Origin of the sequence: Staphylococcus gallinarum, from assembly GCF_000875895.1 — a bacterium.
GTDB lineage: Bacteria > Bacillota > Bacilli > Staphylococcales > Staphylococcaceae > Staphylococcus > Staphylococcus gallinarum.
Window position 1 is genome coordinate 1 of sequence record NZ_JXCF01000256.1, and the last position, 20,923, is coordinate 20,923.

Annotated in this window: 19 protein-coding genes; 2 read left to right on the forward strand and 17 right to left on the reverse strand. The window is 32.7% G+C overall.

What is annotated here, in order from left to right; translation table 11 throughout:
- Positions 1-51 precede the first annotated feature (51 nt).
- The 3 genes from SH09_RS14360 to SH09_RS14370 form a co-directional block, all read right to left on the reverse strand.
- Positions 52-957, reverse strand: a complete 906-nt coding sequence (locus tag SH09_RS14360; RefSeq protein ID WP_082039249.1) for an ABC transporter substrate-binding protein — start codon at positions 955-957, stop codon at positions 52-54.
- A 237-nt stretch (positions 958-1,194) separates the two neighbouring features.
- On the reverse strand, positions 1,195-1,710 hold the full coding sequence (locus SH09_RS14365) for a GNAT family N-acetyltransferase (protein WP_042740272.1): 516 nt from the start codon (positions 1,708-1,710) through the stop codon (positions 1,195-1,197).
- Positions 1,711-1,781: 71 nt separating this feature from the next.
- Positions 1,782-2,486 (reverse strand): SDR family oxidoreductase, encoded by a 705-nt coding sequence (locus SH09_RS14370; protein ID WP_042740273.1) that lies wholly within the window; start codon positions 2,484-2,486, stop codon positions 1,782-1,784.
- A 166-nt stretch (positions 2,487-2,652) separates the two neighbouring features.
- Between SH09_RS14370 and SH09_RS14375 the strand changes: the two genes are divergently transcribed.
- A complete protein-coding gene (locus SH09_RS14375; protein WP_042740274.1) occupies positions 2,653-2,922 on the forward strand; it encodes a DUF1413 domain-containing protein in 270 nt (89 codons plus the stop codon).
- Between the two features lie 234 nt (positions 2,923-3,156).
- Here SH09_RS14375 and SH09_RS14380 read toward each other — a convergent pair whose 3' ends face one another.
- From SH09_RS14380 to SH09_RS14445, 14 genes are all read right to left on the reverse strand, one after another.
- Positions 3,157-3,348 (reverse strand): hypothetical protein, encoded by a 192-nt coding sequence (locus tag SH09_RS14380; protein WP_042740275.1) that lies wholly within the window; start codon positions 3,346-3,348, stop codon positions 3,157-3,159.
- A 205-nt stretch (positions 3,349-3,553) separates the two neighbouring features.
- A complete protein-coding gene (gene uidA, locus SH09_RS14385; protein ID WP_042740276.1) occupies positions 3,554-5,347 on the reverse strand; it encodes a beta-glucuronidase in 1,794 nt (597 codons plus the stop codon).
- 46 nt (positions 5,348-5,393) lie between these two features.
- Positions 5,394-6,797, reverse strand: coding sequence for a glycoside-pentoside-hexuronide (GPH):cation symporter (locus SH09_RS14390; RefSeq protein ID WP_042740277.1), 1,404 nt, complete (start codon positions 6,795-6,797; stop codon positions 5,394-5,396).
- A 501-nt stretch (positions 6,798-7,298) separates the two neighbouring features.
- The gene (locus SH09_RS14395) at positions 7,299-8,513 is read right to left on the reverse strand and encodes a helix-turn-helix transcriptional regulator (protein ID WP_042740278.1); all 1,215 of its coding nucleotides are present in this window, start codon (positions 8,511-8,513) and stop codon (positions 7,299-7,301) included.
- Positions 8,514-8,612: 99 nt separating this feature from the next.
- On the reverse strand, positions 8,613-9,971 hold the full coding sequence (locus tag SH09_RS14400; RefSeq protein ID WP_042740279.1) for a gluconate:H+ symporter: 1,359 nt from the start codon (positions 9,969-9,971) through the stop codon (positions 8,613-8,615).
- A gap of 214 nt (positions 9,972-10,185) precedes the next feature.
- Positions 10,186-11,727 (reverse strand): gluconokinase, encoded by a 1,542-nt coding sequence (gene gntK / locus SH09_RS14405; protein WP_042740280.1) that lies wholly within the window; start codon positions 11,725-11,727, stop codon positions 10,186-10,188.
- Between the two features lie 36 nt (positions 11,728-11,763).
- Positions 11,764-12,444 (reverse strand): GntR family transcriptional regulator, encoded by a 681-nt coding sequence (locus tag SH09_RS14410; RefSeq protein WP_042740281.1) that lies wholly within the window; start codon positions 12,442-12,444, stop codon positions 11,764-11,766.
- 160 nt (positions 12,445-12,604) lie between these two features.
- Positions 12,605-13,312 carry a MerR family transcriptional regulator gene (locus SH09_RS14415; protein ID WP_042740282.1) on the reverse strand — a complete coding sequence of 236 codons (708 nt, stop codon included), beginning with the start codon at positions 13,310-13,312 and terminating at the stop codon, positions 12,605-12,607.
- Between the two features lie 132 nt (positions 13,313-13,444).
- Entirely contained in the window at positions 13,445-14,140 is a 696-nt protein-coding gene (locus SH09_RS14420; protein WP_042740283.1) for a GTP pyrophosphokinase, read from the reverse strand.
- A gap of 170 nt (positions 14,141-14,310) precedes the next feature.
- Complete coding sequence (locus tag SH09_RS14425; protein ID WP_042740284.1) at positions 14,311-14,724, reverse strand: DUF2188 domain-containing protein; 414 nt, start codon at positions 14,722-14,724, stop codon at positions 14,311-14,313.
- Positions 14,725-14,992: 268 nt separating this feature from the next.
- Entirely contained in the window at positions 14,993-16,924 is a 1,932-nt protein-coding gene (locus tag SH09_RS14430; protein WP_042740285.1) for an FUSC family protein, read from the reverse strand.
- Between the two features lie 348 nt (positions 16,925-17,272).
- Complete coding sequence (gene budA, locus SH09_RS14435) at positions 17,273-17,971, reverse strand: acetolactate decarboxylase (protein ID WP_042740286.1); 699 nt, start codon at positions 17,969-17,971, stop codon at positions 17,273-17,275.
- A gap of 155 nt (positions 17,972-18,126) precedes the next feature.
- Positions 18,127-18,414 carry a putative quinol monooxygenase gene (locus SH09_RS14440; RefSeq protein ID WP_042740287.1) on the reverse strand — a complete coding sequence of 96 codons (288 nt, stop codon included), beginning with the start codon at positions 18,412-18,414 and terminating at the stop codon, positions 18,127-18,129.
- 63 nt (positions 18,415-18,477) lie between these two features.
- Entirely contained in the window at positions 18,478-19,755 is a 1,278-nt protein-coding gene (locus SH09_RS14445) for an MFS transporter (RefSeq protein WP_042740288.1), read from the reverse strand.
- Between the two features lie 254 nt (positions 19,756-20,009).
- Between SH09_RS14445 and uptA the strand changes: the two genes are divergently transcribed.
- Positions 20,010-20,618 (forward strand): undecaprenyl phosphate transporter UptA, encoded by a 609-nt coding sequence (gene uptA, locus SH09_RS14450; protein WP_042740289.1) that lies wholly within the window; start codon positions 20,010-20,012, stop codon positions 20,616-20,618.
- The last annotated feature ends 305 nt before the right edge of the window (positions 20,619-20,923 follow it).

Genomic DNA, 20,923 nt, shown 5'->3' on the forward strand with positions numbered 1-20,923 from the left:
CCGCCATTATCCATCTGTTATTGCTGATGTTTGATAATGGCGGTTTCTTTATTATTTTAATAACTGTTGTTTAAAGTTTTTCGCTTGTTGTTCTACTGAAATAATATCTGCATAAATTGCTTCATCCATGGTGTAGTATATTACCTGATTATTTTGGACTGCTTTGTTATTTTTCCAAATAGATGATTTTACAAACTCATTATTAGGCTTCTTGCCATTTGCAGTTGGAATGAGTAAGTAATCACCGGCATAGTCGTTAAATTTTTCTTTAGGTACTTTCATATATTTTTCTTTTGGCATAGCTGCTTTAGCATCGGAATCTTCTGCTAGTTTGAATCCCTCATAAATAGCTTCACTACCTCTTCCAAATCTTGGACCAAATTGGTAAATATCTTTCGCTTGTACATCCATTATTGAAAATGTTTTATCCTTCCCAATTTTCTTTTTAATTTCCTTACCATCTTTTGCTAATTTCTTCGATAATGTATTTGCCTGCTGTTGCGCCAATTTCTCTTTATTGACTAATTTCCCTAATTCAACATGTGTTTCTTTATAATCCATATTTTGGACCTTAATTGGAACTGTAGGTGCAATTTTAGCTAATTTTTTATTATTTTTATTTTCCTTATACGTAATAATTAAATCCGGCTTCAATTTTGCTGCTGCTTCTACATCTTCTGGATTAATCTTCTTTACTTTATCCATTTTCAAATATTTAGAATTCGGAAAAACATTAGTAATAGCAATTGGTGTTACACCTAGTTTTTTAAAATTACCGTAATTCGCAGTCAAATCTAACACACGTTTCGGATGTTTCGGTATCTTTACTTTACTACCATCTGATGTAACATATTCCTTACTGTCTGTATCTCCTTTAGTACTTTTACTTTCTTCCGACTTTCCACAAGCTGCTAATAATAATATAAAACACAACATAACACTAATTAATTTTTTCAATATATTACCCTCCCTTATCTATTAACATCAATATTAATAGATAATGATTATCATTTGCAATATGTAATTGATATTATTTTGATAAATTAAAAAAGAAAGAATAAATATATATCCAATCAACCGAGTAAGACACAGTATCTTAAATAATTTAAAACATAAAGATAGCCAACTCAAAACATGTAAAATTTGAGTTGGCTTTATTATAAAAATTATATTTAAACACCAAAATAACCAATTTTAGTATGGTTCGAACAGATATACGTCACCAGATGCTTCAAAGTTATCATACTGTGTTTCTCTCAAAAACCCTAAAGATTTTGCTGTTCGAATAGATGGAATATTGTCAGCCTTAGTATGTGCAACAATCCTATTATCTATATGTTGGACTTTCTTAATATATTGTATAAGTGCAATACAGGCCTCTTTTGTATAGCCTTTTCGCCCATACTCTGGACTTAAACGATATGCCAAATTTAACACAACATTACCATCTAACCGCTTGTACCTTAGACCACACATGCCTATCATTACTTTCGATTCCTTTTCAATCATTAAACAATAACCAAAATCATACGCTAACCAATGTTTTATCCATTCATTCAACATTTCTTTTGTTTCACTTATCTCTCGATGTGGACCAGCCGGATTATATACGTTTGTTCTAGGATCAGCATGCAATTGATACAACGCTGTTAGATAATCTTCAGTTGGTCTAATCAGCAACAAACGTTTCGTTTCTAGTACAATATTCAAGTTTATTTATATCCCCTTTATTTAGATAGATAGAAATTTAATCATGTTGCTAAAGTGACTTCTTATGAATTCTATACTGGTCTAACAGTAATTTCATTTACATTGACATGACTTGGTTGTTGCAATGCATATATAACTGAAGATGCAATATCTTCAGGATCTAACTTCTTACGTTCGCCCCAATCTGTCTCTCCACTTAATGGTGTATCTACCATTCCAGGTGAAATACTTGTCACTCTCACTCCTGTCTTAGCTAACTCTTTTTCTAAGCCTTGTGTTATAGAATGGACCGCTGCTTTCGTTGCACTATACATCGTACTTTTCTTTGTAACTTCGAAACCAGAAATTGAAGCAATATTAATAATATGCCCCTCTGATTGCTCTAATAATGTCGGTAAAACCGCATTTATTCCATATAATGTACCTTTGACATTAACATCAATCATGGTATCCCATGCAGCCACATTACCTTCAGTAATAGCTGATGATAACATTTGCCCCGCACTATTTACTAATATATCAACACTACCAAATTGTTGTTTTACCTTTGATACAACCGACTCAACCGCTTCTTGTGAGGTAACGTCTAATATTTCTGTAACTACATCTGTTTGAGATAGCTCAGAAACTTGGCCTGCAACCTGTTTAAGGTTAACTTCATTTCGACCTGTTAAGACAACTTTGACACCTTGCTTTGCTAGGGATTTAGCTATACTCGCGCCTATACCACTACTCCCACCTGTAATGATAGCAACTTTATTTGTTAATTCCATAATTACACATCCTTCTAAATTTAATAATTAACGCCTACTTATTGTGCCTATTTTATCATTTCATATTTTTTATATAAACGAATTAGTGTCATTCCATTATTAGAATATAGTTGCTAATAAGTATATAATAGAGGTAACTATTGATGTTCTTAAAAAGGAGGATGGATATATGGAGTTTGAACAACGACTTGCAACGTTACGAGCAGCACGCGCCAGAACCAGTTTTTCCTTTAGATTTGAAGATTTATTTGAAACAGATGAGTGGTTAAATATGACTTTAAAAGCACGTATGCACGCCGAAAAATCATTCAGAAACTTTATAACAAAGCATGACACACTGCGTATACCTTATGCATCAGAAGAACATATTCGCATGAGAATGTATAATTCTGTATACGAATACAACGAAATCAAGCATAACTTTAAGGCATATGTTTAACGCATCAGTCAATTTCCTATCTCATATATTTGTTGCTGTTATATAACAAAAAGCCTACATGAACTAAATGTTTAGTTTATGTAGGCTTTTCTACTATTCTTGGGCGTATAATAAATCATGAAAGGTGATACTAGGGAGAAAAATATGCAAATCATTTACAACTGTCGTTTGTGCTGTGGGCATACAGCTGACACTTACAAACATGCACACTTTCCTTTAGATGTCTACAGGGTATTAACTACTTACTAATTGAGACTTTTCCATGCCGTACTTGTATAACTTTTCAGCATCTATATAAGATATATAATCAATACTTCTGTATCCATCTTTAATGTCATTAATGATACCTTGATTTACACCAGTATGTGTGTAAATATCATAACTGCTTTCATTTGAAAAAATAACTTCTTCAATTACTTTTCTCATCTTAATCACTCCGTATTTTTTCATTCGTTAAGCTTTTATCTCTTCTCTACACTTAGTATTCTACGCCATACTTACAAAGATTTAAAGTATTTTGTGATTGTTTTCACATAATTATCACTTTTACTCAATTCTCATTGAAATTGATAGGTATATTGTTTGACAGGTATGTTATCAATTTCACAATGTTTTTTCGCTCAAGGAATCTCTATCCTTTATAACCAAAGTCAGGTATATTACACCATCTTTTTCTTAAATAATGTGCCACTGCTTTCGGTCTTCTTTCACGTGTAAATATACCTTTCTTATTGCCTTGAACTCTAATAATGCCACTTGAAGTTTCAAAATCTGCAAAATTCCAAGTCTGTTCACCAATAAATTGAGGATATTGATCAATAACTTCGTGATTTGCTTCGTAATAACGTACTTGATATTCTTCTGTAAATAATTCATCATTAACTGAATGCAAGCCTGCTAGTGTATCTGCGCCATACTCTGTAAACATAATTGGCTTATTCGGCTGTTTTTCACTCCAACCATCAAGTTCTTGCTTCAATGCTTTTTTAGCAGCTGCTAAATCTCCAGTTTGCGTATACCAACCATAATAACGATTTAAACATAACACATCGACTAAATCTTGTACTTGACAAACATCCGGTTGTGCCGTCAATAATGTGACAATCGTTACAGGACGTTGCTGTGGATCACAAGATCTTGCCAAGTTAATTAGTGGTTCGAAATATGCTTTCGCACCTTCTTCTGTAGATGCAGGTTCATTTGCAATAGACCACATCACGACACAAGCATGATTCTTATCACGAGCAATCAATTCTCTAATAACTGCTTCATGCGCTTCTTTAGTACCTATTTCTTTAAAGGTCTTACGATGTTCAATACCAGTTAATAATGTATCAAAGTTTAAGTGAACACCTACACCCGTTGTCTCATCGATAACGACAATACCTTGCTCATCCGCTAGACGCATCATTTCCTCTGAATACGGATAATGTGAAGTTCGGAATGAATTTGCACCAATCCATTTTAAAAGGTTTAAATCTAATACATTACCTACTTCATTTATACCACGTCCATGATAATACGTGTCTTCATGCTTACCGAAACCTTTGAAATAAAATGGTTGATCATTAATTAAGAATTGGCCATTATCTACCTTTACAGAGCGAATACCCAAGCGTTCTGTATAAGTATCAATTAATTTATTATCTTCATATAATGAAACTTCAAATTGATATAAATACGCATTTAATGGTTGCCACAAATGAGGATGGTCTACCGTTATTGTTCCTTTTTGTCCCGTTGTTTCTGTGACAACATTGTTTGCTTCATCTAATAATCTAATACGAATATCTGTAGCGCTTTTGTTAGTCATAATATTAAAATGGACTTGTGCTGTATCCTTTGACACTTCGGGAACTAAGACAATATCTTCAATATATGTTTTCGGTGTTGTATAAAGTTTTACAGGTCTATGTAACCCTGCATAGTTAAAGAAATCAAAGTTTGGTGTATTCGTTTTAACCTTTTTACCAAGTTCATCAATCGTTTCTTCATATTTTCCTACTGGAAGAGTTGTTTCATCTAAAATATTATTTACACAAACTGATAATCTATGTTTCCCTGTTGAAAATCTATGATCTAACTCAGCTTCAAATGGCAAGAACCCGCCTTTATGCGATACAATTGCTTGACCATCAATATATACAGTAGCTTGATGTGTTGCCGAACCAAATCGTAAGACAATTCTCTCATCTTGCATCATTTCTGGAATAACAATCGTACGCTCATACCAGACATTGCCTACATGATTTCTTATTTTAGCATCTACCCCTTGATCATTATATGAACCTGGAACTGCCATCACTAATTCCGTGTCGAGTGGTTTTGAGATATCAACCGGTGACGCATCATCTTCTAATTTAAAGTTCCAAATCCCATTTAAATCAATAATTTGACGTTTTTCATTTATTACTGGATATAACATTTCGTGTTGCTCCTTTCATTTATCAAAACAATTTACAATATTACAATTACAATTCTTCTCTAAGTGCTAACTCCTTAACGATTTGCTTGTGACGTTTATCAGTCAATGGATATGCAAAGAAGAATAATATTACGGCAATGAGACAGGCCGTTCCTGGAACAACAAAGTATAATACTTTTAGCCCTAATAACGTGCCAGCCGTTTGAGTTTCATTTGGCACATAACCAATGAGCATTAACGATAATCCAGGTAAGAAACCAGCCAATGCCTGTGATACTTTTCTTGTAAAGCTATAGCTAGAATAAATAATACCTTCAGATCTCATACCAGACTGCCATTGTCCATATTCAACTACATCCGCTATAAATGCCCAAGTAACTGTATTCGGTATAACTAGGAATAATTGTGCAATCGTGTTTAACACTAGAAACGGAATTGCTTCATTGGCAAATAGTGTGAAGGTGAAAAATTGTAAAATTACAAACCCTGAAACACCAATGATTGCCGTCATCTTCTTGCCTACTTTTTTACTTAAGAAAGTAGTAATCAATAAGCCTGGAACAAGAACAAGAAAGTTCAATGTACTTACAATACCGACTAAATTAGGTTCTCCGAGGACATATTGGAAGTAATATAGCTGAGATGACTGTTGGAGGAATAAAGCCATGATTGTTAATAGTGTATATATAGCAAGAATCAAGAATGGTCTATTTTTCAGTAAGTCTTTAAAAGCTTTACGACCTAGACCTTTTTCCTTAGGTCTTTCAACAGTATGTCTCTCTTTAACACCTTTGTAACAAATAATATGGAATATAACACCACAAATCGCTAACACACCTACTGCGATAGGATATCCTGTGGCATGATTCGGAAAAAGATTAACCATTGGAATGATTACGATACCTGAAATAAACATTGCGCCTTGTGAACCTAAGTTACGAAAGACAGATAATTGTGTACGATCATCCGCATTAATTGTCATAGATGCAGATAATGAACCATACGGAATATTAACAAATGAATACGCCATATTGAATAACATATATGTAGCAAAAGCCCATATAACTTTACCGGTATAACTAATATCAGGCGATATAAATGTGATAACGGTCAATATAGCTAAAGGTATCGTGCCATATAAAATAAATGGTTTGAATTTACCTTTTTTACCAAAATTACGCCTATTATCAACCATCGTTCCAACACCAGTATCAACAAATGCATCAAATATTTTTGAAACTAAGAATACGAGACCACCATAGAAAGGAGAAATACCAAGAATATCTGTAAAAAACTTGAGCAAATAGATTTGTCCCATATCAAACATCATTCCGTTACCTAAGTCTCCAAAACCATAGGATAACTTCTCTTTAAACTTTAACCTTGGTGCTTCAATTTCTTTAAATTTCTTTAATTTCCTACTAGTTGGTTTCAATTTTGCTGTAACCATAATGATTACCTCTTTCCCTATAAACAAAATACCGTACATTTCACTTCTGCAAATTTTGTTTAATAGATTGTTTTTGTTAGCGATTGTGGCCAGCAATCTAATCTAGGTATATAGTTGTAAGCGTTTTCTTATATACCTAAATTTTTTTATCTCTCACATAAGCTATTTTATGATCTAATCAAATCCCCATAGACTATATATTTGAGATCTTAAGTTCATTATATTTTTTCCATTGTAAGACTTCAACGAAAAATAACAACGTTGTTATTTTCTGTAAAAATTTAAATATAGTAAATCCATTTATTTTTACATGCTTAAGTTCGATGGTTACTATACTTATCACTATCTTCAATAACAGAAAGATTCAATCGTTTTTTTAATGGCTCTTTGATTCTAAAATCATGTTATGTTGTCAATTCTCCCATTGTATATCTATATTTTATTGAATCATTGATATTTTTATAAAAAAATTAACATAAATAGCAAAATCACATCAGGATGTTAATTCCATCCTCTCTGCTCCATTCGAAATCTCAATGGTGTAATACCATAATATTTTTTAAAGCATTGTGTAAAATAACTTTGTTCGCTAAAGCCAACATGTTTAGCGATTTCTGAAATTGACATTTTCGTCCTCAGAATTAAATCGTGACCTTTTTGCAATCTCAATTCTAGAATAAATTGTGAAATTGATTTATGTAGTTCATGGTTAAATACCCGCGATAAATAACTTGGAGCTAAATCGACTTGTTGTGCTAACAGTTGTAATGTCAGTTGTTGATTCAAGTTACTTTCAATGTATTGAACAACTTTGCTAATTTTCGGACTGTATTCATTGGCTTTGATTTTCATTGCGGCTTCTGCATAATCGATTACCAATGATTGGATATGTTCATTGATTTCATGTATATCTCTCGTCTGATGTATTCGTTTAGCATACTTTGCAGATAATTCATCTATTTTTATGAGATTTACGCCTGCCCTTTCAATAGCTTTTCTGCATAGTGTATTTAATAAAAATGCTTTATATTGCTCATTTGATATCGTATCATCTGTCCTTCGTAATCCAACTACTGATAAATTAATATATTTTAAAATAGCTAATGCCTCGTGAACATTGCCATATTCTACAGCAGTCAGCAATTGGTTTTCTAACTTATAGCGATATTCTAAGTCTTCCACAGCATAATCCATTTGTGCTCGTGTTTCTGCAATACCCGCTTCACTCATATGAAATTTAAAATCAATCTGCTCAATTTCATATAAAGTATTTCTATTTTTCAAAAATTGTATTGCTAATCGACATAACTTTTTTGCTTTAACATGATGACATAACGGTATTTTTAATAAATATTGCTTTAATATACCATTATGCGAACTTGCGATATTCAACTGTTCTAAAATATCGAAGCATTGCTGCTCATTTGGACGATGTTCAATATATGGACCAATAATATAAATCCGCTTATACTTTTTAAATTTAAAGAGCAAAAAATTTATCCCTAACCGATTACAATAGTGATAAATTTTATTACTGTTCATATTTTGTAAAAAAATCTTTAATTCATGCTTAAAGCTCTTCCGTTTTGTATTGGTAAAAGGCGTTTTTATCTTATTTGTTACACCTTTTAAATCTTCTTGCTCAAATGCTTCTAATTGAATTCCCAATAATTGTTGTGCATGTGCTTGTAATATATCTAAAGTTTCTTCATTCAAAAAAACACCCCATTCCTATGATTTCATTATAGCGAAAAAATAAGAATGAGGTATATATTTTTTATATTTTGTATAAAGTCATAAAATAACAAATTATTTTTATACAAATAGACTAAGTAACAAGATGAATACTAACCCTGAAACAGAAATAATCGTTTCTAATAATGACCATGTTAAGAAAGTTTCTTTTACAGTTAAACCAAAGTATTCCTTGAACATCCAGAAACCAGCGTCATTAACATGTGATAGTATGACACTACCTGCTCCAATAGCTAATACTACTAAAGAAACATTAACGTCTGATGCTTGCAATAATGGTAATACAATACCTGTAGATGATACTGCAGCAACAGTAGATGAACCAAGTGCAATACGTAATACGGCCGCTACAATCCATGCTAATAATATAGGTGACATTTCAGATCCTTCAAACATCTTAGCAATGGTATCACCAACACCACCATCTATTAAGACTTGTTTGAATGTACCGCCACCACCAATAATTAGTATCATCATACCGATTGGATAAATTGCATTGGACACTGAATCCATAATATCTGCATTCTTACGACCTTGTTTAATACCCATAGTGAAAATTGCAAACAATACTGCAATTAACATTGCAGTTCCAGCTGTACCAATAAAGTAGACAACAGATTCAAAGCCATTTTTTGCCTCTTCATGTCCAGTTACTAATTGAACAATTGTAGATAGTAACATTAATATAACTGGAGAAACAGCTGTTAATAAACTAATACCAAAACCAGGCATTTCTGATTCTTTAAATTCTTTTTGTGCACCTAGAGATGAAATATCGCCTTCACGTTTATATGCAGACGGTGTGATTTTTTGTGCTATTTTATTAAAAATTGGACCAGCAATAATTGTTACAGGAATGGCTATAATAATACCATATAACAGAACATGCCCTAAATTTGCTTTTAATTCTTTAGCAATGACAACAGGACCTGGATGTGGTGGTAAGAAACCATGTGTAACTGATAATGCCACAACCATTGGTAGTCCCAATTTCAATTGTGAAACGTTCGCACGTTTAGCAATTGTAAATACTAATGGAATTAATAATACTAATCCTACTTCAAAGAATAATGCAATCCCAACAATAAAGGCTGCGATGAGCATAGCCCACTGCACGTGCTTTTGACCAAACTTATTAATCAATGTATCGGCAATTCGTGTAGCACCGCCACCATCGGCTAGCAATTTACCTAGAATTGCTCCTAAACCAAAGATAAGTGCAATGTGACCTAATGTACTGCCCATACCATTTTCAATTGTTTCAATTATTTTATCTAAAGGCATACCTAGTAATATTGCAGTGACAATTGACGTAATGATTAGTGAAATAAATGTATTCAATTTTAAAAATATAATTAATCCCAATAATACTATAATCCCTATTACCACAGTGATAAGTGGCCAGATCATTTCAAACATAATCGTTCTCCCCTTCCAGATTCAAACACAAAATACAATTTAAAGTAATTCATTTAATGTTTGATAACGCTTTCTTTTCCTTGTAAAATTTTTTCTTACTATCATTCAATTTATTATTAAAGGTATAGTCCAGAAAACGATTGATTCTATGTATTTATCATATAAAATCTTAACGTTTTCTAACTACCTTCTTATTGCATTAATACATCGCTTCTTAATCTGTCATATGCTCACGTTGGAAATTGGCAATTTCAGTATATCTTTCTTCCAGTGAACGGCTTAAATTTATGAAAATACTAATTAATTGTTGATAAACCTTAACATTTTCTTGATTTGGCGCATGTGCATTAGTCGTACCAACCATTTCTTCAATAATTGAGAAGTCTTCAATTTCACCGAGTGCTTTTAATCCAAGTACACAAGCACCGAGACAAGAGCTTTCATAACTTTCAGGTACAATTAAATTCGTATCAAATATATCTGCCATCATCTGACGCCACACTTCACTTTTGGCAAATCCACCAGTTGCTTTAATAGTAGATGGTGTTTCATTCATAACTTCAATGAGCGCTAAATAAACAGTATAAAGATTATATAAGACGCCTTCTAACGCAGCTCTAATCATATGTTCTTTCTTATGCGACAATGTCAAACCAAAGAATGAACCACGTGCATCAGCACTCCAAAGTGGTGCACGTTCACCAGCTAAATAGGGATGGAATATTAAACCTTCTGCTCCTGGTTTAACGCGGCTCGCAATTTTAGTTAGCACATCATATGGATCCACTCCCAAACGTTTAGCAGTCTCAACTTCACTAGCTAACATCTCATCACGCAACCATCGAAGTACGACACCACCATTATTAACTGGTCCACCAATGACATAGTGATCTTCAGTTAATACATAGCAGAAGATACGTCCTTTATAATCTGTTCGCGGCTTGTCTATTACCGTTCGAATGGCGCCTGATGTACCAATTGTCACTGCCACTTCTCCTTTTTTGTAAGCATTAACTCCTAAATTTGATAACACACCATCACTCGCACCAACGATTACTGGCGTGTCTGGATCAATGCCCATTAGCGCAGCATATCTATGTTTCATACCTTTAAGTATATGTGTCGTTGGAACAATTTCAGGTAACTGTTCTTCCGTTATACCTAATAATGATAATGCTTCTGTATCCCATTTTAATGTTTCAAGATTAAACATTCCCGTAGAAGACGCCATCGATTGATCAATTACAAATTTTTCAAATAAGTGATAAAAGATATACGTCTTAATATCAGCAAACATTGCTGTTTGATTAAATATTTCTTGTTGTTCGTGTTTCATCCAAAAAATCTTTGCTAGTGGAGACATTGGATGTATCGGTGTTCCTGTTCTTTTGTATATTTCAATACCATTATGTTCATTTTTTATGATATCTGCATATTTACTTGCACGATTATCAGCCCAAGTCAGATTTTCAGTTAACCTTTGATTACTCGCATCCATTGAGATTAAACTATGCATTTGCGCACTAAAGGAAATTAACTTCAAATCTTCTTTCGCAATATTCGCTTCACGCATTACATATTTAATTGTCATCAACACGGCATCAAACAATTCATCTGGATTCTCTTCTGATACATCTACATTAGGTGTATGTAATGGGTATCCAATATTATGTTTCATGATAAATTGACCTTTTTCGTCATAGAGTACTGACTTAGTACTTGTTGTTCCAATATCTACACCTATCATATATTTCATGATATTTCCTCCTATTTCCTTTTAAGCTACATTTGATTAGCTCAACCAAAAGCTATCGATGTCTTCTCCTACATCATCAAAATTCAAATGAAAGGCCTCTCTTAACTTAATTGCATCTTGATTTGCTATGGCCTCTACAAAAACTTCATGGTTTTTATGGATACGTTCGAAATCTTCCGGATCTTCTGCCATACGTCGTCTCATTGACAATAAGATTAATGCTTCCATCACTGGCTTTAAATTATTCCAATATGTCTTTAAATATTGATGTTTAGACGCTAATATCGTCACCTCATGAAACTTCATATCATGTTCAGTAAATGCTTCTGCATCTTCAAATTGAACTGCTACTTTCATCATTTCTAATTGCTTTCGTAATTCTTTAACAATTGCATCATGATTTAGCGATTTGATACGACTAAATGCAAATGACTCTAGCATAATTCTTAAATCATAAAGTTCTTTCTTTTCTTTATCTTCAAATGGTAATACTTCTGCACCCATTCTCTCTAAATTGATTAATTGATCTTGCTTTAATAATTTAAAAGCATCTCGAACTGGAGATCGACTTACATTAAATTCTTTGGCAATCTGATTTTCGGTTAATAGTGTATCTGTTTTAATTGTGCCAGCAACGATTCTTAATCTAATTTCAGCAGCGATAGCCTCACCTTTAGAAACACCCTCTAACCATCTTTCAGGATATTCATAAGTCATATGAACGCACCTCTTAATTCGGTTAATATACTTGTATACAAGTATGGTAATACACAACAATCAATATTGCAAGCGTTTGCAAACGTATCATTATGAGTTGCTAAAACTAAAAAGACCGAAATACCGGTCATTCAACTCGATATTTCGGTCCATAAATTTTTTATTTTTTTATAGCTATACAATCATTTGTTTCAAAACAGTTTGGACATTTAAGCGCTCTAGTCTTAGGCGTATGTCTTGCTAATGTCCATGTTATAAATTCTGGAATAAATTTCTGCTGGCAATTTGGACATAAATATTCTACACTTTTGTAATATTTATATGTAAATGCTGTAGTGATTAAGAAAAATGGTGGTAAATTAAATAAGATAGGTTTCCAACTTTTTTTATACATACTATAAATAACAAAACTATATTGAGCTACAAACAAGGTAATTAATTTAGAAGTCAATGCCATTGGCAATTTCCTATGTTTCGTATTTTCTTTTATATATTGCTGTGTATCAATTAATTTAGTGTATGATTCTGTGCTACTTTCGCTAATATATTTTTGATACTGTTTCATCTCTCTCTCCAATGTCTGTAACTCGTGTATCTCTTCTTCAACTTGTACTAGCTTTTCATTTATTAATGCTCTGATAACATTGAGTTCAACCTTTTCATCAAACAACAACTTAATATCTTTTAATTTAAATCCAAAGGACTTAAGTATGAGTATCATTTCTAATTTTTCTTTACTATTTTTATCAAAATAGCGTCTTCCATTATTTGAACTCGCATTTAACAATCCTTTATTATCATAATATTGTATAGTTCGAACAGAAACATTACATATTTTTGCTAAGTCACCTGTTTGATATAACGTCATATAACAACCTCCTTACTGATCATCCTAATATATAACGCTACGTAATAAACAAGGGATTCATAAAAAAAGTTAGCAAGTTCAAATTACCTAACTTACTAACTGCTTACAATTATGCGTAATTATTTATTTTGATTAGACATCAAATACTTCTGTTCTGATGTTTTGCATCTTACCTTCTACGGCAGTGATGTCATTTGCACACTGCTTTAAGACCGAACGATATTTTTCTGTATTTGTATCATTTTTATAGCGTATTTTATGTTCCAAACTAGCCCACATATCCATACCAATCGTTCTAATTTGAATTTCTACAGGTACTGTCTCTAGAGAATGTGCTAAAAACACAGGAACAGAAACGACAATATGCAAACTACGATAGCCATTATCTTTAGGATTTTGTATATAGTCTTTCCGTTTAATCAACTTTACATCATCTTGTTTTAACAATAGTGACTCAATAACATATATATCATCAATATAGTTACAAACAACACGAATACCTGCTATATCTTGGATATATTCTTTCGCAGATTCTGATGATATCTCACATCCCTTGCGCTTTAACTTCTGAATCAAACTCCGCAACTCTTTCACACGACGCTCCATATGATGGATTGGATTATGTTTATATAATTGCTGAAAATGATCATCTAGAATATCCAACTTGGTACTAATTTCTTTTAATGCAGATGAATATAATTGTTCTAACTCTACAAAGCCAATTAACATATCAAAGGCAGAGTCAGTGTTATTAAATTGTCCGAGACTCTCTTTGAAATCTTCTTTCAAATCTTCAATATTTAGTGAAGATTTTCTTTCCATATACATGCATTGTGCCTCCATTTAATACAATCGTAATACCATCTCATCTTTTTTAATTACGACCACTATTTAATTACTAAATTTCACTTATATAATTAACTCATATTATTAAAATATTTATGTCATTACTTTATCATCTTGTAAAATGAAACATTATTTTACAATACAAATTCATATTATTCATCTTTTTTATGCTCAATTATTTCTGTTTGTCTATTATCAGCAATGTTACGAGCACGCTTCATAGCATCTTCCTTTTTATCAAAACTATCAGATGCTTGCTTTGCACCTTCTGATTTAATTTTCCATACGTCTTCATCGAAATACACATGCACATCTTGATTATTAAGCTTAGGATTCGCTGAATCATCTTTATCATGTAACGTAATTTTTTTATTTTGCAATTCTTCTAATTCTTCTTTTGTCGCATCTTTATACCAAGATTCTGCTTGTTTCGTTGCAATAGGAATAGCACGATCTTCTTTATATCCATCTTTTAACATTGCATTACCGATATCAATTGCTTTTTTACGTTCTAGTTTATCTAGATTCTTCCAACTTTGAGGATAGTCATCCATAGTCCAAGGCATAAAAAAACTCCTATCTCTTGTAGTTTTCTTATTAATTACCTCTTTTCTTAATCTATTAAACAGTATTTAAATAACGTCTAAATTATATAATCATTCTATATAGCGACGTTATCTTAGACATCCCTCTCTGTGACCGTACACAAAGGGCAGTCTGAGATACCTCACATACTTTAATTTGTTATGATGAGATATTGCGTGTTACAGGCCAAACAAAAAAAGAGGTCAATCCATGATAAATCATGAATTGACCTCTTTAATGTCTGTCTATTTAATTTGTTGGATGTAGTAGTGAAACATTCTTTCTAGCATTAATACAATTACTTTGGATGTGTTCTAAAGCATTTTTAATATAAGTATATTGAGGTAACATCGGTATTTCTTGAACTTGGATATTAGTGCCTCGTTCAAAATGCTTGGCTATATTTTCGAATATCAGTAAATATTGTGCCATTGTCTCATCTGAAATATGATAACGTTGTTCATTACTTAACGCTCTTCTAAATATAAAATTTATCTCTTCTAACGCATATATACTTGGATAATAGTATTGAATTGCATTTTTATTACTAAACAATTCACCGTTTGCGCTATTATAAACTTGAATCATATTATTTAACTTTACGCTTAGCTTCAACATTTCATTCTTTTCATGTTCAACAGATGCATACTTATTAGATGAAAATAAATAATGAAATACAACTGCTTCATTACGTGTTACATCTGCCAATGTATTTGGAAGCATAGACGAGGCTGTCTTTTTCCCAATAAATAACAAGCAAACAACTGCAATGACGATACCTACAATAACATCAATGATTCTTGGGAATGCAACTTGTATCGACAAATGTTGCGAAGCTAAACCATTTAACAACAGAACCTGTATTGTTATAAATATTACAGCAATAGAATAATTAGCCCCAACTAACATTTCCGTAAATCCAGCAGCTACAGCAAGTAAAATAATAGCCACAGGTATCGGTGGTACTGATAATAGTATGAGCGATAACACTAGCACCCCTAATATTGTCCCAATACCTCTAGCGCCAGCACGTTCAAAGCTTTGTAATGTAGTTGAACCTAATAAAATCGTGTGCGTACTGAGAGGTATCCAATAAGCTTTATCAAAGTCAAACATGAGTGCAATGAAGATTGAAATCGCCATAATCACGGTATAGCGAATGGTACTTCTGAATGTAAATGAATCCAAGGTTAAATTATTAATTAAACGATGGCCATATATTGGCATTCTATAATCAACTTCATGTTCAACACGTTCATTATCAGCATTAATTATTGCATCGACTTTAAATATATTGTCGACTAAGTTTTTGTATTGTGCTTCAAACTCTACTTTTTCTGTCCACTGCTTTCTAACAATACCTTTTGAAAAGACTAATTTAATTACAAAATCAGCCATTTCTTTAATCACATTAGGCAATGGTCGTGCATTTTTTTCATTTAATTCTAGTAATTCTGAGAAGATACCTTGCGCTGTATTATGCAACAATAATATACGCTGAAACCTTGGTGAACCTTTAGATTTAGCGGTACTCGATGTAATTAATTGATTGTCCGAATTCCTAAAGGCTGTAACTGCAAATTGCGATGCCTTTTGAAAGGCGTCTGGATTATCAAAGTTATGTACTAATTGCTTTATCATATTAAAGTCATTTTTTATCGCTTTCATTTCTGCTGTTTCCCGGGAAATAGCGATTGTTAATATCACCATTAAAGTTGCTATTATGCCACCAATAAACATGCATAAACCTCTATATAATGCATCTTCTGGTGCGACAGGTAAATTGATTGGTAAACTGAATGCCACGATAAAGAATATTGAAGAAGGACCTGGTATGTTTAATGAGCTAAAAATGTAGTATGGTATCACAGTGATTATAAGTAGTAACACCCCGAATATGAGTGGTTGATTTACTGTTAAAGTGCCTAACATCATGGCTATAGATAGGCCGACTGTCGAGAATAATACGACTCGCAATTTTGCCTGTGCTGGTCCACCAAACACATAAATATGCGCTAATGTACCTGTAGCTATCAACAAACCAGTTGAAAAATGATTGGTGATATAGCCTACAAACAATGGAATAAGCATTAATATGCATTGCCTAAACCCTTTTGCAACATCGATTTTCATCGTATTAACTTTAATTAAGGATCTTAAATATTTAATCAATGTTGACATAAGCATCTCCTTTTTATTTTTTTGTTATTGTTCTACTACTAAAGCATATATTATAAAGGCTACAAAGACATGTACCATTCACCAATATGCTAAAAGCATAGTTTTAATTATTCAGTTGACGCATCGACATTTAAAATAAGCAGTTAAGCTAAGTTAGCGTATAACGCTATCCTACATACTACTAATAACAGTCTTGCGCTTGTCAAAGACGCTATCGTTATATTTTATCACTTTTTTGTTATACTTCTAGTTCTTATAAGAAATATACAATATTGTTTTCAATCTATTGTAAGATAGACTAATCACGATAATACGTTTACCGGCAGCTATCCTTCGCTCTAATTTATACTATTCAATTTCATTAATATCTTCAGCTACTGTAGAATGATCAATATCCGATTCTAAAAAAGCTTGGTCATTGACAGGAAAGTGTTGCTCTAGCGTTTCAATATTACTAATTTCTATTGTGCCACTATTAAGTTCAAAGTCCAAGATATGACCACCTACTGTCTTGTCTTCATCTACAAAATGCAAATGGAATCCACTTGCTGCAATCCCATGGAATAATTCTGGAGTATAGAATCCTACCACAGTTCCGTTAATTTGCTCATATACAAATTCAGGTTGTTTATCGGCCGAATATTTAAGTTTGGTGTATGGTTTTTCTTGTTTAGGCATCATGCGCACGTGCATTGTTTCAAACTTACCTGTTATTTTTACGGCAAAGAATATATTTTCACTTGCGGCTTTTCCTTTAATATCTTCTAGCAAACTATCAGCATCTGTAATATGCGGAACGAAATAAGAATAATCTGCTTCGAAAGGTGTTACTGTAGCATATGGTGTACACTCAGACCCTGACAATTTTCTAAATCCACCTAAGGCATCAGCATGATATGCAACGCCATTAACAATGATTACTTCGCCATCGCAACCTGTCAATGTACCTATACCAAGATCACCCTTTTTTAATATTTCATCGATAGTTGCTGTTCCGTCTAATATCCCAGCCATTAACGTCCCTAACGTTCCGTGTTGATATAACATAGTAAATTCTCTCCTTATTCAACCCAAAATTAATCACATTACATATAATTCACCTTAAAATTATACACTTTTCAATTTATTTATAATAGTATTGCGCTTATCGCAATAAAAAAAAGCCTAGCAACTTTATCTGTTGTCTAGGCTCTCTCACTCAATTATGCTTTATCTTGTAACACTTTAATTTCAGGCTTTTCAACTAAATACTGACTAACTTCTTTGAAAAACTGCTGGAAATGAGCAGAATTATTATGTGCTTCTACTGCCGCTTCATCTTCGTATCGTTCAATAAAAGCAAATGTATTCGGTTCATTTGTTTGTTCAAAATGTTGATAAAATAATGAACCCGGTTCGTTATTCGCACCCTCAACTAAAGGTTTAACTAACTCTAAGTAATTTTCGCGTTGTGCTGGATTCACTTTCATAATGGCATTAATTGTAATCATATTTTTCCCTCCTAGGGTAATCAATTATACTCAATTCTTTCCCTATTGCAATGATTACAAACTTTATAAATCTTTTTTATCAATTAACAGTGGTTTATCAGGAGAAACAAAGAACCACATAATAATCGCAAAGATCACTGGGATGATAACCAGTTCAAGCGTCATTGTCCAACCTACAACATCAACCATCATACCTGCAAGTAATGGACTTAATAATGCACCTATGTTCCCCCACAAATTCATCCAACCAGAAACTGAACCTGAGAAATTGCGTCCTAAATCAGTTGCTGCAGCCCAACTCATACCAGTTGCTATACCAATACCACCTAAACATAACGATAGCCAGAATACATTAACAACTAGACTATCTGTTTGTATCGACATAAATAAAGAAATACTAAAGATAATAAACCCAATAATCGCAATAGATGCCCTAGCAACAAAACGAGACTTACCACTTTGTAGTAATTTATCTGAAATCGCACCACCAAAGAGAATCAAAATAAACATAGCAATCCATGGTGAACCAGCTGCCCAAGCCATATCAGGATCACTTAACTTCACATGATATTGTTCTGATAAATAAGTTGGCAACCAAATTAAAAATAATGATACGACAAATTGTACAACGAAATATTGTGCTGCAATCGCATAAAAGCTAAAGCGTTTAAAAAATAATTTCCATGGTGCATTTGACTTTTCAGTCTTAATAACGTCTCGATTCTCAACGATAAAGCGTTTCTCTGCTTCATTCACCATTTTATGTTGCTCTGGTAAATCCTTGGCAATAATCACCCATAAAATAGAGATTAAGATTCCAACGGCACCAAATATATAAAATACTGCTTGCCAACCGAACATATTGACGATGGCAATCGTCACAACTGGAGCAATTACAGGGCCAAAATATGAACCAGCTAATAAAACACTAGACGCGCGCCCTTTTTCTCCTTTAGAAAACCAAAATGAATTGAACACGGCATTCGATGGATACATTGGCGCTTCACCTACACCAAATAAGAAACGCACTGCATATAACACACCGTGATTTTTAACCACACCTGTTAAAATTGTAAATGCACTCCACCATACTAATGCAATAGTTAACATTTTTTTAGAGCCAAACTTTTCCGCTAAAAATCCTGACGGCACTTGCATTAATGCATAACCTAATGAGAAGAACGATGCTAACAAACCAAATTGAGTCTTGTTCATGTGCAAGTCTTCCATCATAGGCCCTGCAATAATAGATATATTTGAACGGTCCATATAAGCAATGACACCTATGATAAAGAACGCTATCGCAAAGTACCACCTTATGTTTGATCTTTTCTCTTCCATACACTCTCCACACTTTCTCCCTAAAGTTACAAGTCATCATATGACCTATTGTTTCTCTAGATATTACCACAATATGTAATCGCTTACAATAAAATTTTTACAAATTTGTTAATATTTATCCTTAGTTAATTCATACTAAAGTAGTACCATTTTTTTCTGCATAGTTTGTAATTTTAGATTATAATAAGGGCATGTGATTTTTAAATTTCATTACATCTGTGATGCTCAATACCAAAGGAGTTTAATGTTTTATTATGGAACAAATATTAACTAGTTTTATTAGTACTTGGGGCTATGTTGCCATAGCTATATTGATTCTTTTAGAAAACATCTTACCTTTTATACCATCTGAAATTATTTTAACCTTTGCTGGATTAATGTCAGTAAAATCAGACCTAACAATCCCAACATTATTTATCATCTCAACTATTTCTTCTTTAGTCGGTTTGCTCGTATTATATTACATTAGTAGACTTGTCTCAGAAGAACGTTTATACCGCTTTGTAGATAAATATGGCAAGTGGATTAAATTAAAGGGTAAAGACGTTGCACGTGCCAATGATTGGTTCAAAAAATATGGTACGCTGGCAGTTTTTATATGTCGCTTTATTCCTGTCTTACGTGTTCTTATTACAATCCCTGCCGGCATCAATAGAATGAACGTTATCATCTTTATGATATTGTCATTAATTGGTACAACAATTTGGAACTTCGCACTTATTTTTCTAGGAAAAATGTTAAGTGGTAGTTGGGATGCATTGATGAATGGTTTACATACATATTCATATATCATGTACGTTATCATTGCACTAGCTATTATTTATGTTCTATTTCGTCTGTTCAAAAAGGATAGAGTAAAATAATTAGAAGTAAGTATCTTTGGCAAACTTAAATACTTGTAAAGAGAAGTCTTCTTCATATTAATAAGTGTTTGGAACATCAATTCCAAAAAATAGCACCCAGATGATTGAATTTATCTGGGTGCTATTTTTATTCATACTATGCGTATTATTAGTTCACTTGTCTAGAATATATCTCAGCCTTAGCTTTTAACTGACCTTGTTCCTTCAAATGCCTCAACAAAAATATTTTGCCACGATAAGGTAATAAAATCATTGAAACAATCTCTGTAGGTGATTTCAATTAGCAATTTAGCGCTACACCATAT

Coding starts and splice junctions, on each gene's coding strand:
- SH09_RS14375 (WP_042740274.1), top strand. CDS start 2,653: ATGGAGTTTGAACAACGACTTGCAACGTTACGAGCAGCACGCGCCAGA.
- SH09_RS14380 (WP_042740275.1), bottom strand. CDS start 3,348: ATGAGAAAAGTAATTGAAGAAGTTATTTTTTCAAATGAAAGCAGTTAT.
- uidA (WP_042740276.1), bottom strand. CDS start 5,347: ATGTTATATCCAGTAATAAATGAAAAACGTCAAATTATTGATTTAAAT.
- SH09_RS14390 (WP_042740277.1), bottom strand. CDS start 6,797: ATGGTTACAGCAAAATTGAAACCAACTAGTAGGAAATTAAAGAAATTT.
- SH09_RS14400 (WP_042740279.1), bottom strand. CDS start 9,971: ATGTTTGAAATGATCTGGCCACTTATCACTGTGGTAATAGGGATTATA.
- gntK (WP_042740280.1), bottom strand. CDS start 11,727: ATGAAATATATGATAGGTGTAGATATTGGAACAACAAGTACTAAGTCA.
- SH09_RS14410 (WP_042740281.1), bottom strand. CDS start 12,444: ATGACTTATGAATATCCTGAAAGATGGTTAGAGGGTGTTTCTAAAGGT.
- SH09_RS14415 (WP_042740282.1), bottom strand. CDS start 13,312: ATGACGTTATATCAAACAGGTGACTTAGCAAAAATATGTAATGTTTCT.
- SH09_RS14420 (WP_042740283.1), bottom strand. CDS start 14,140: ATGTATATGGAAAGAAAATCTTCACTAAATATTGAAGATTTGAAAGAA.
- SH09_RS14425 (WP_042740284.1), bottom strand. CDS start 14,724: ATGCCTTGGACTATGGATGACTATCCTCAAAGTTGGAAGAATCTAGAT.
- SH09_RS14430 (WP_042740285.1), bottom strand. CDS start 16,924: ATGTCAACATTGATTAAATATTTAAGATCCTTAATTAAAGTTAATACG.
- budA (WP_042740286.1), bottom strand. CDS start 17,971: ATGTTATATCAACACGGAACGTTAGGGACGTTAATGGCTGGGATATTA.
- SH09_RS14440 (WP_042740287.1), bottom strand. CDS start 18,414: ATGATTACAATTAATGCCATTATGAAAGTGAATCCAGCACAACGCGAA.
- SH09_RS14445 (WP_042740288.1), bottom strand. CDS start 19,755: ATGGAAGAGAAAAGATCAAACATAAGGTGGTACTTTGCGATAGCGTTC.
- uptA (WP_042740289.1), top strand. CDS start 20,010: ATGGAACAAATATTAACTAGTTTTATTAGTACTTGGGGCTATGTTGCC.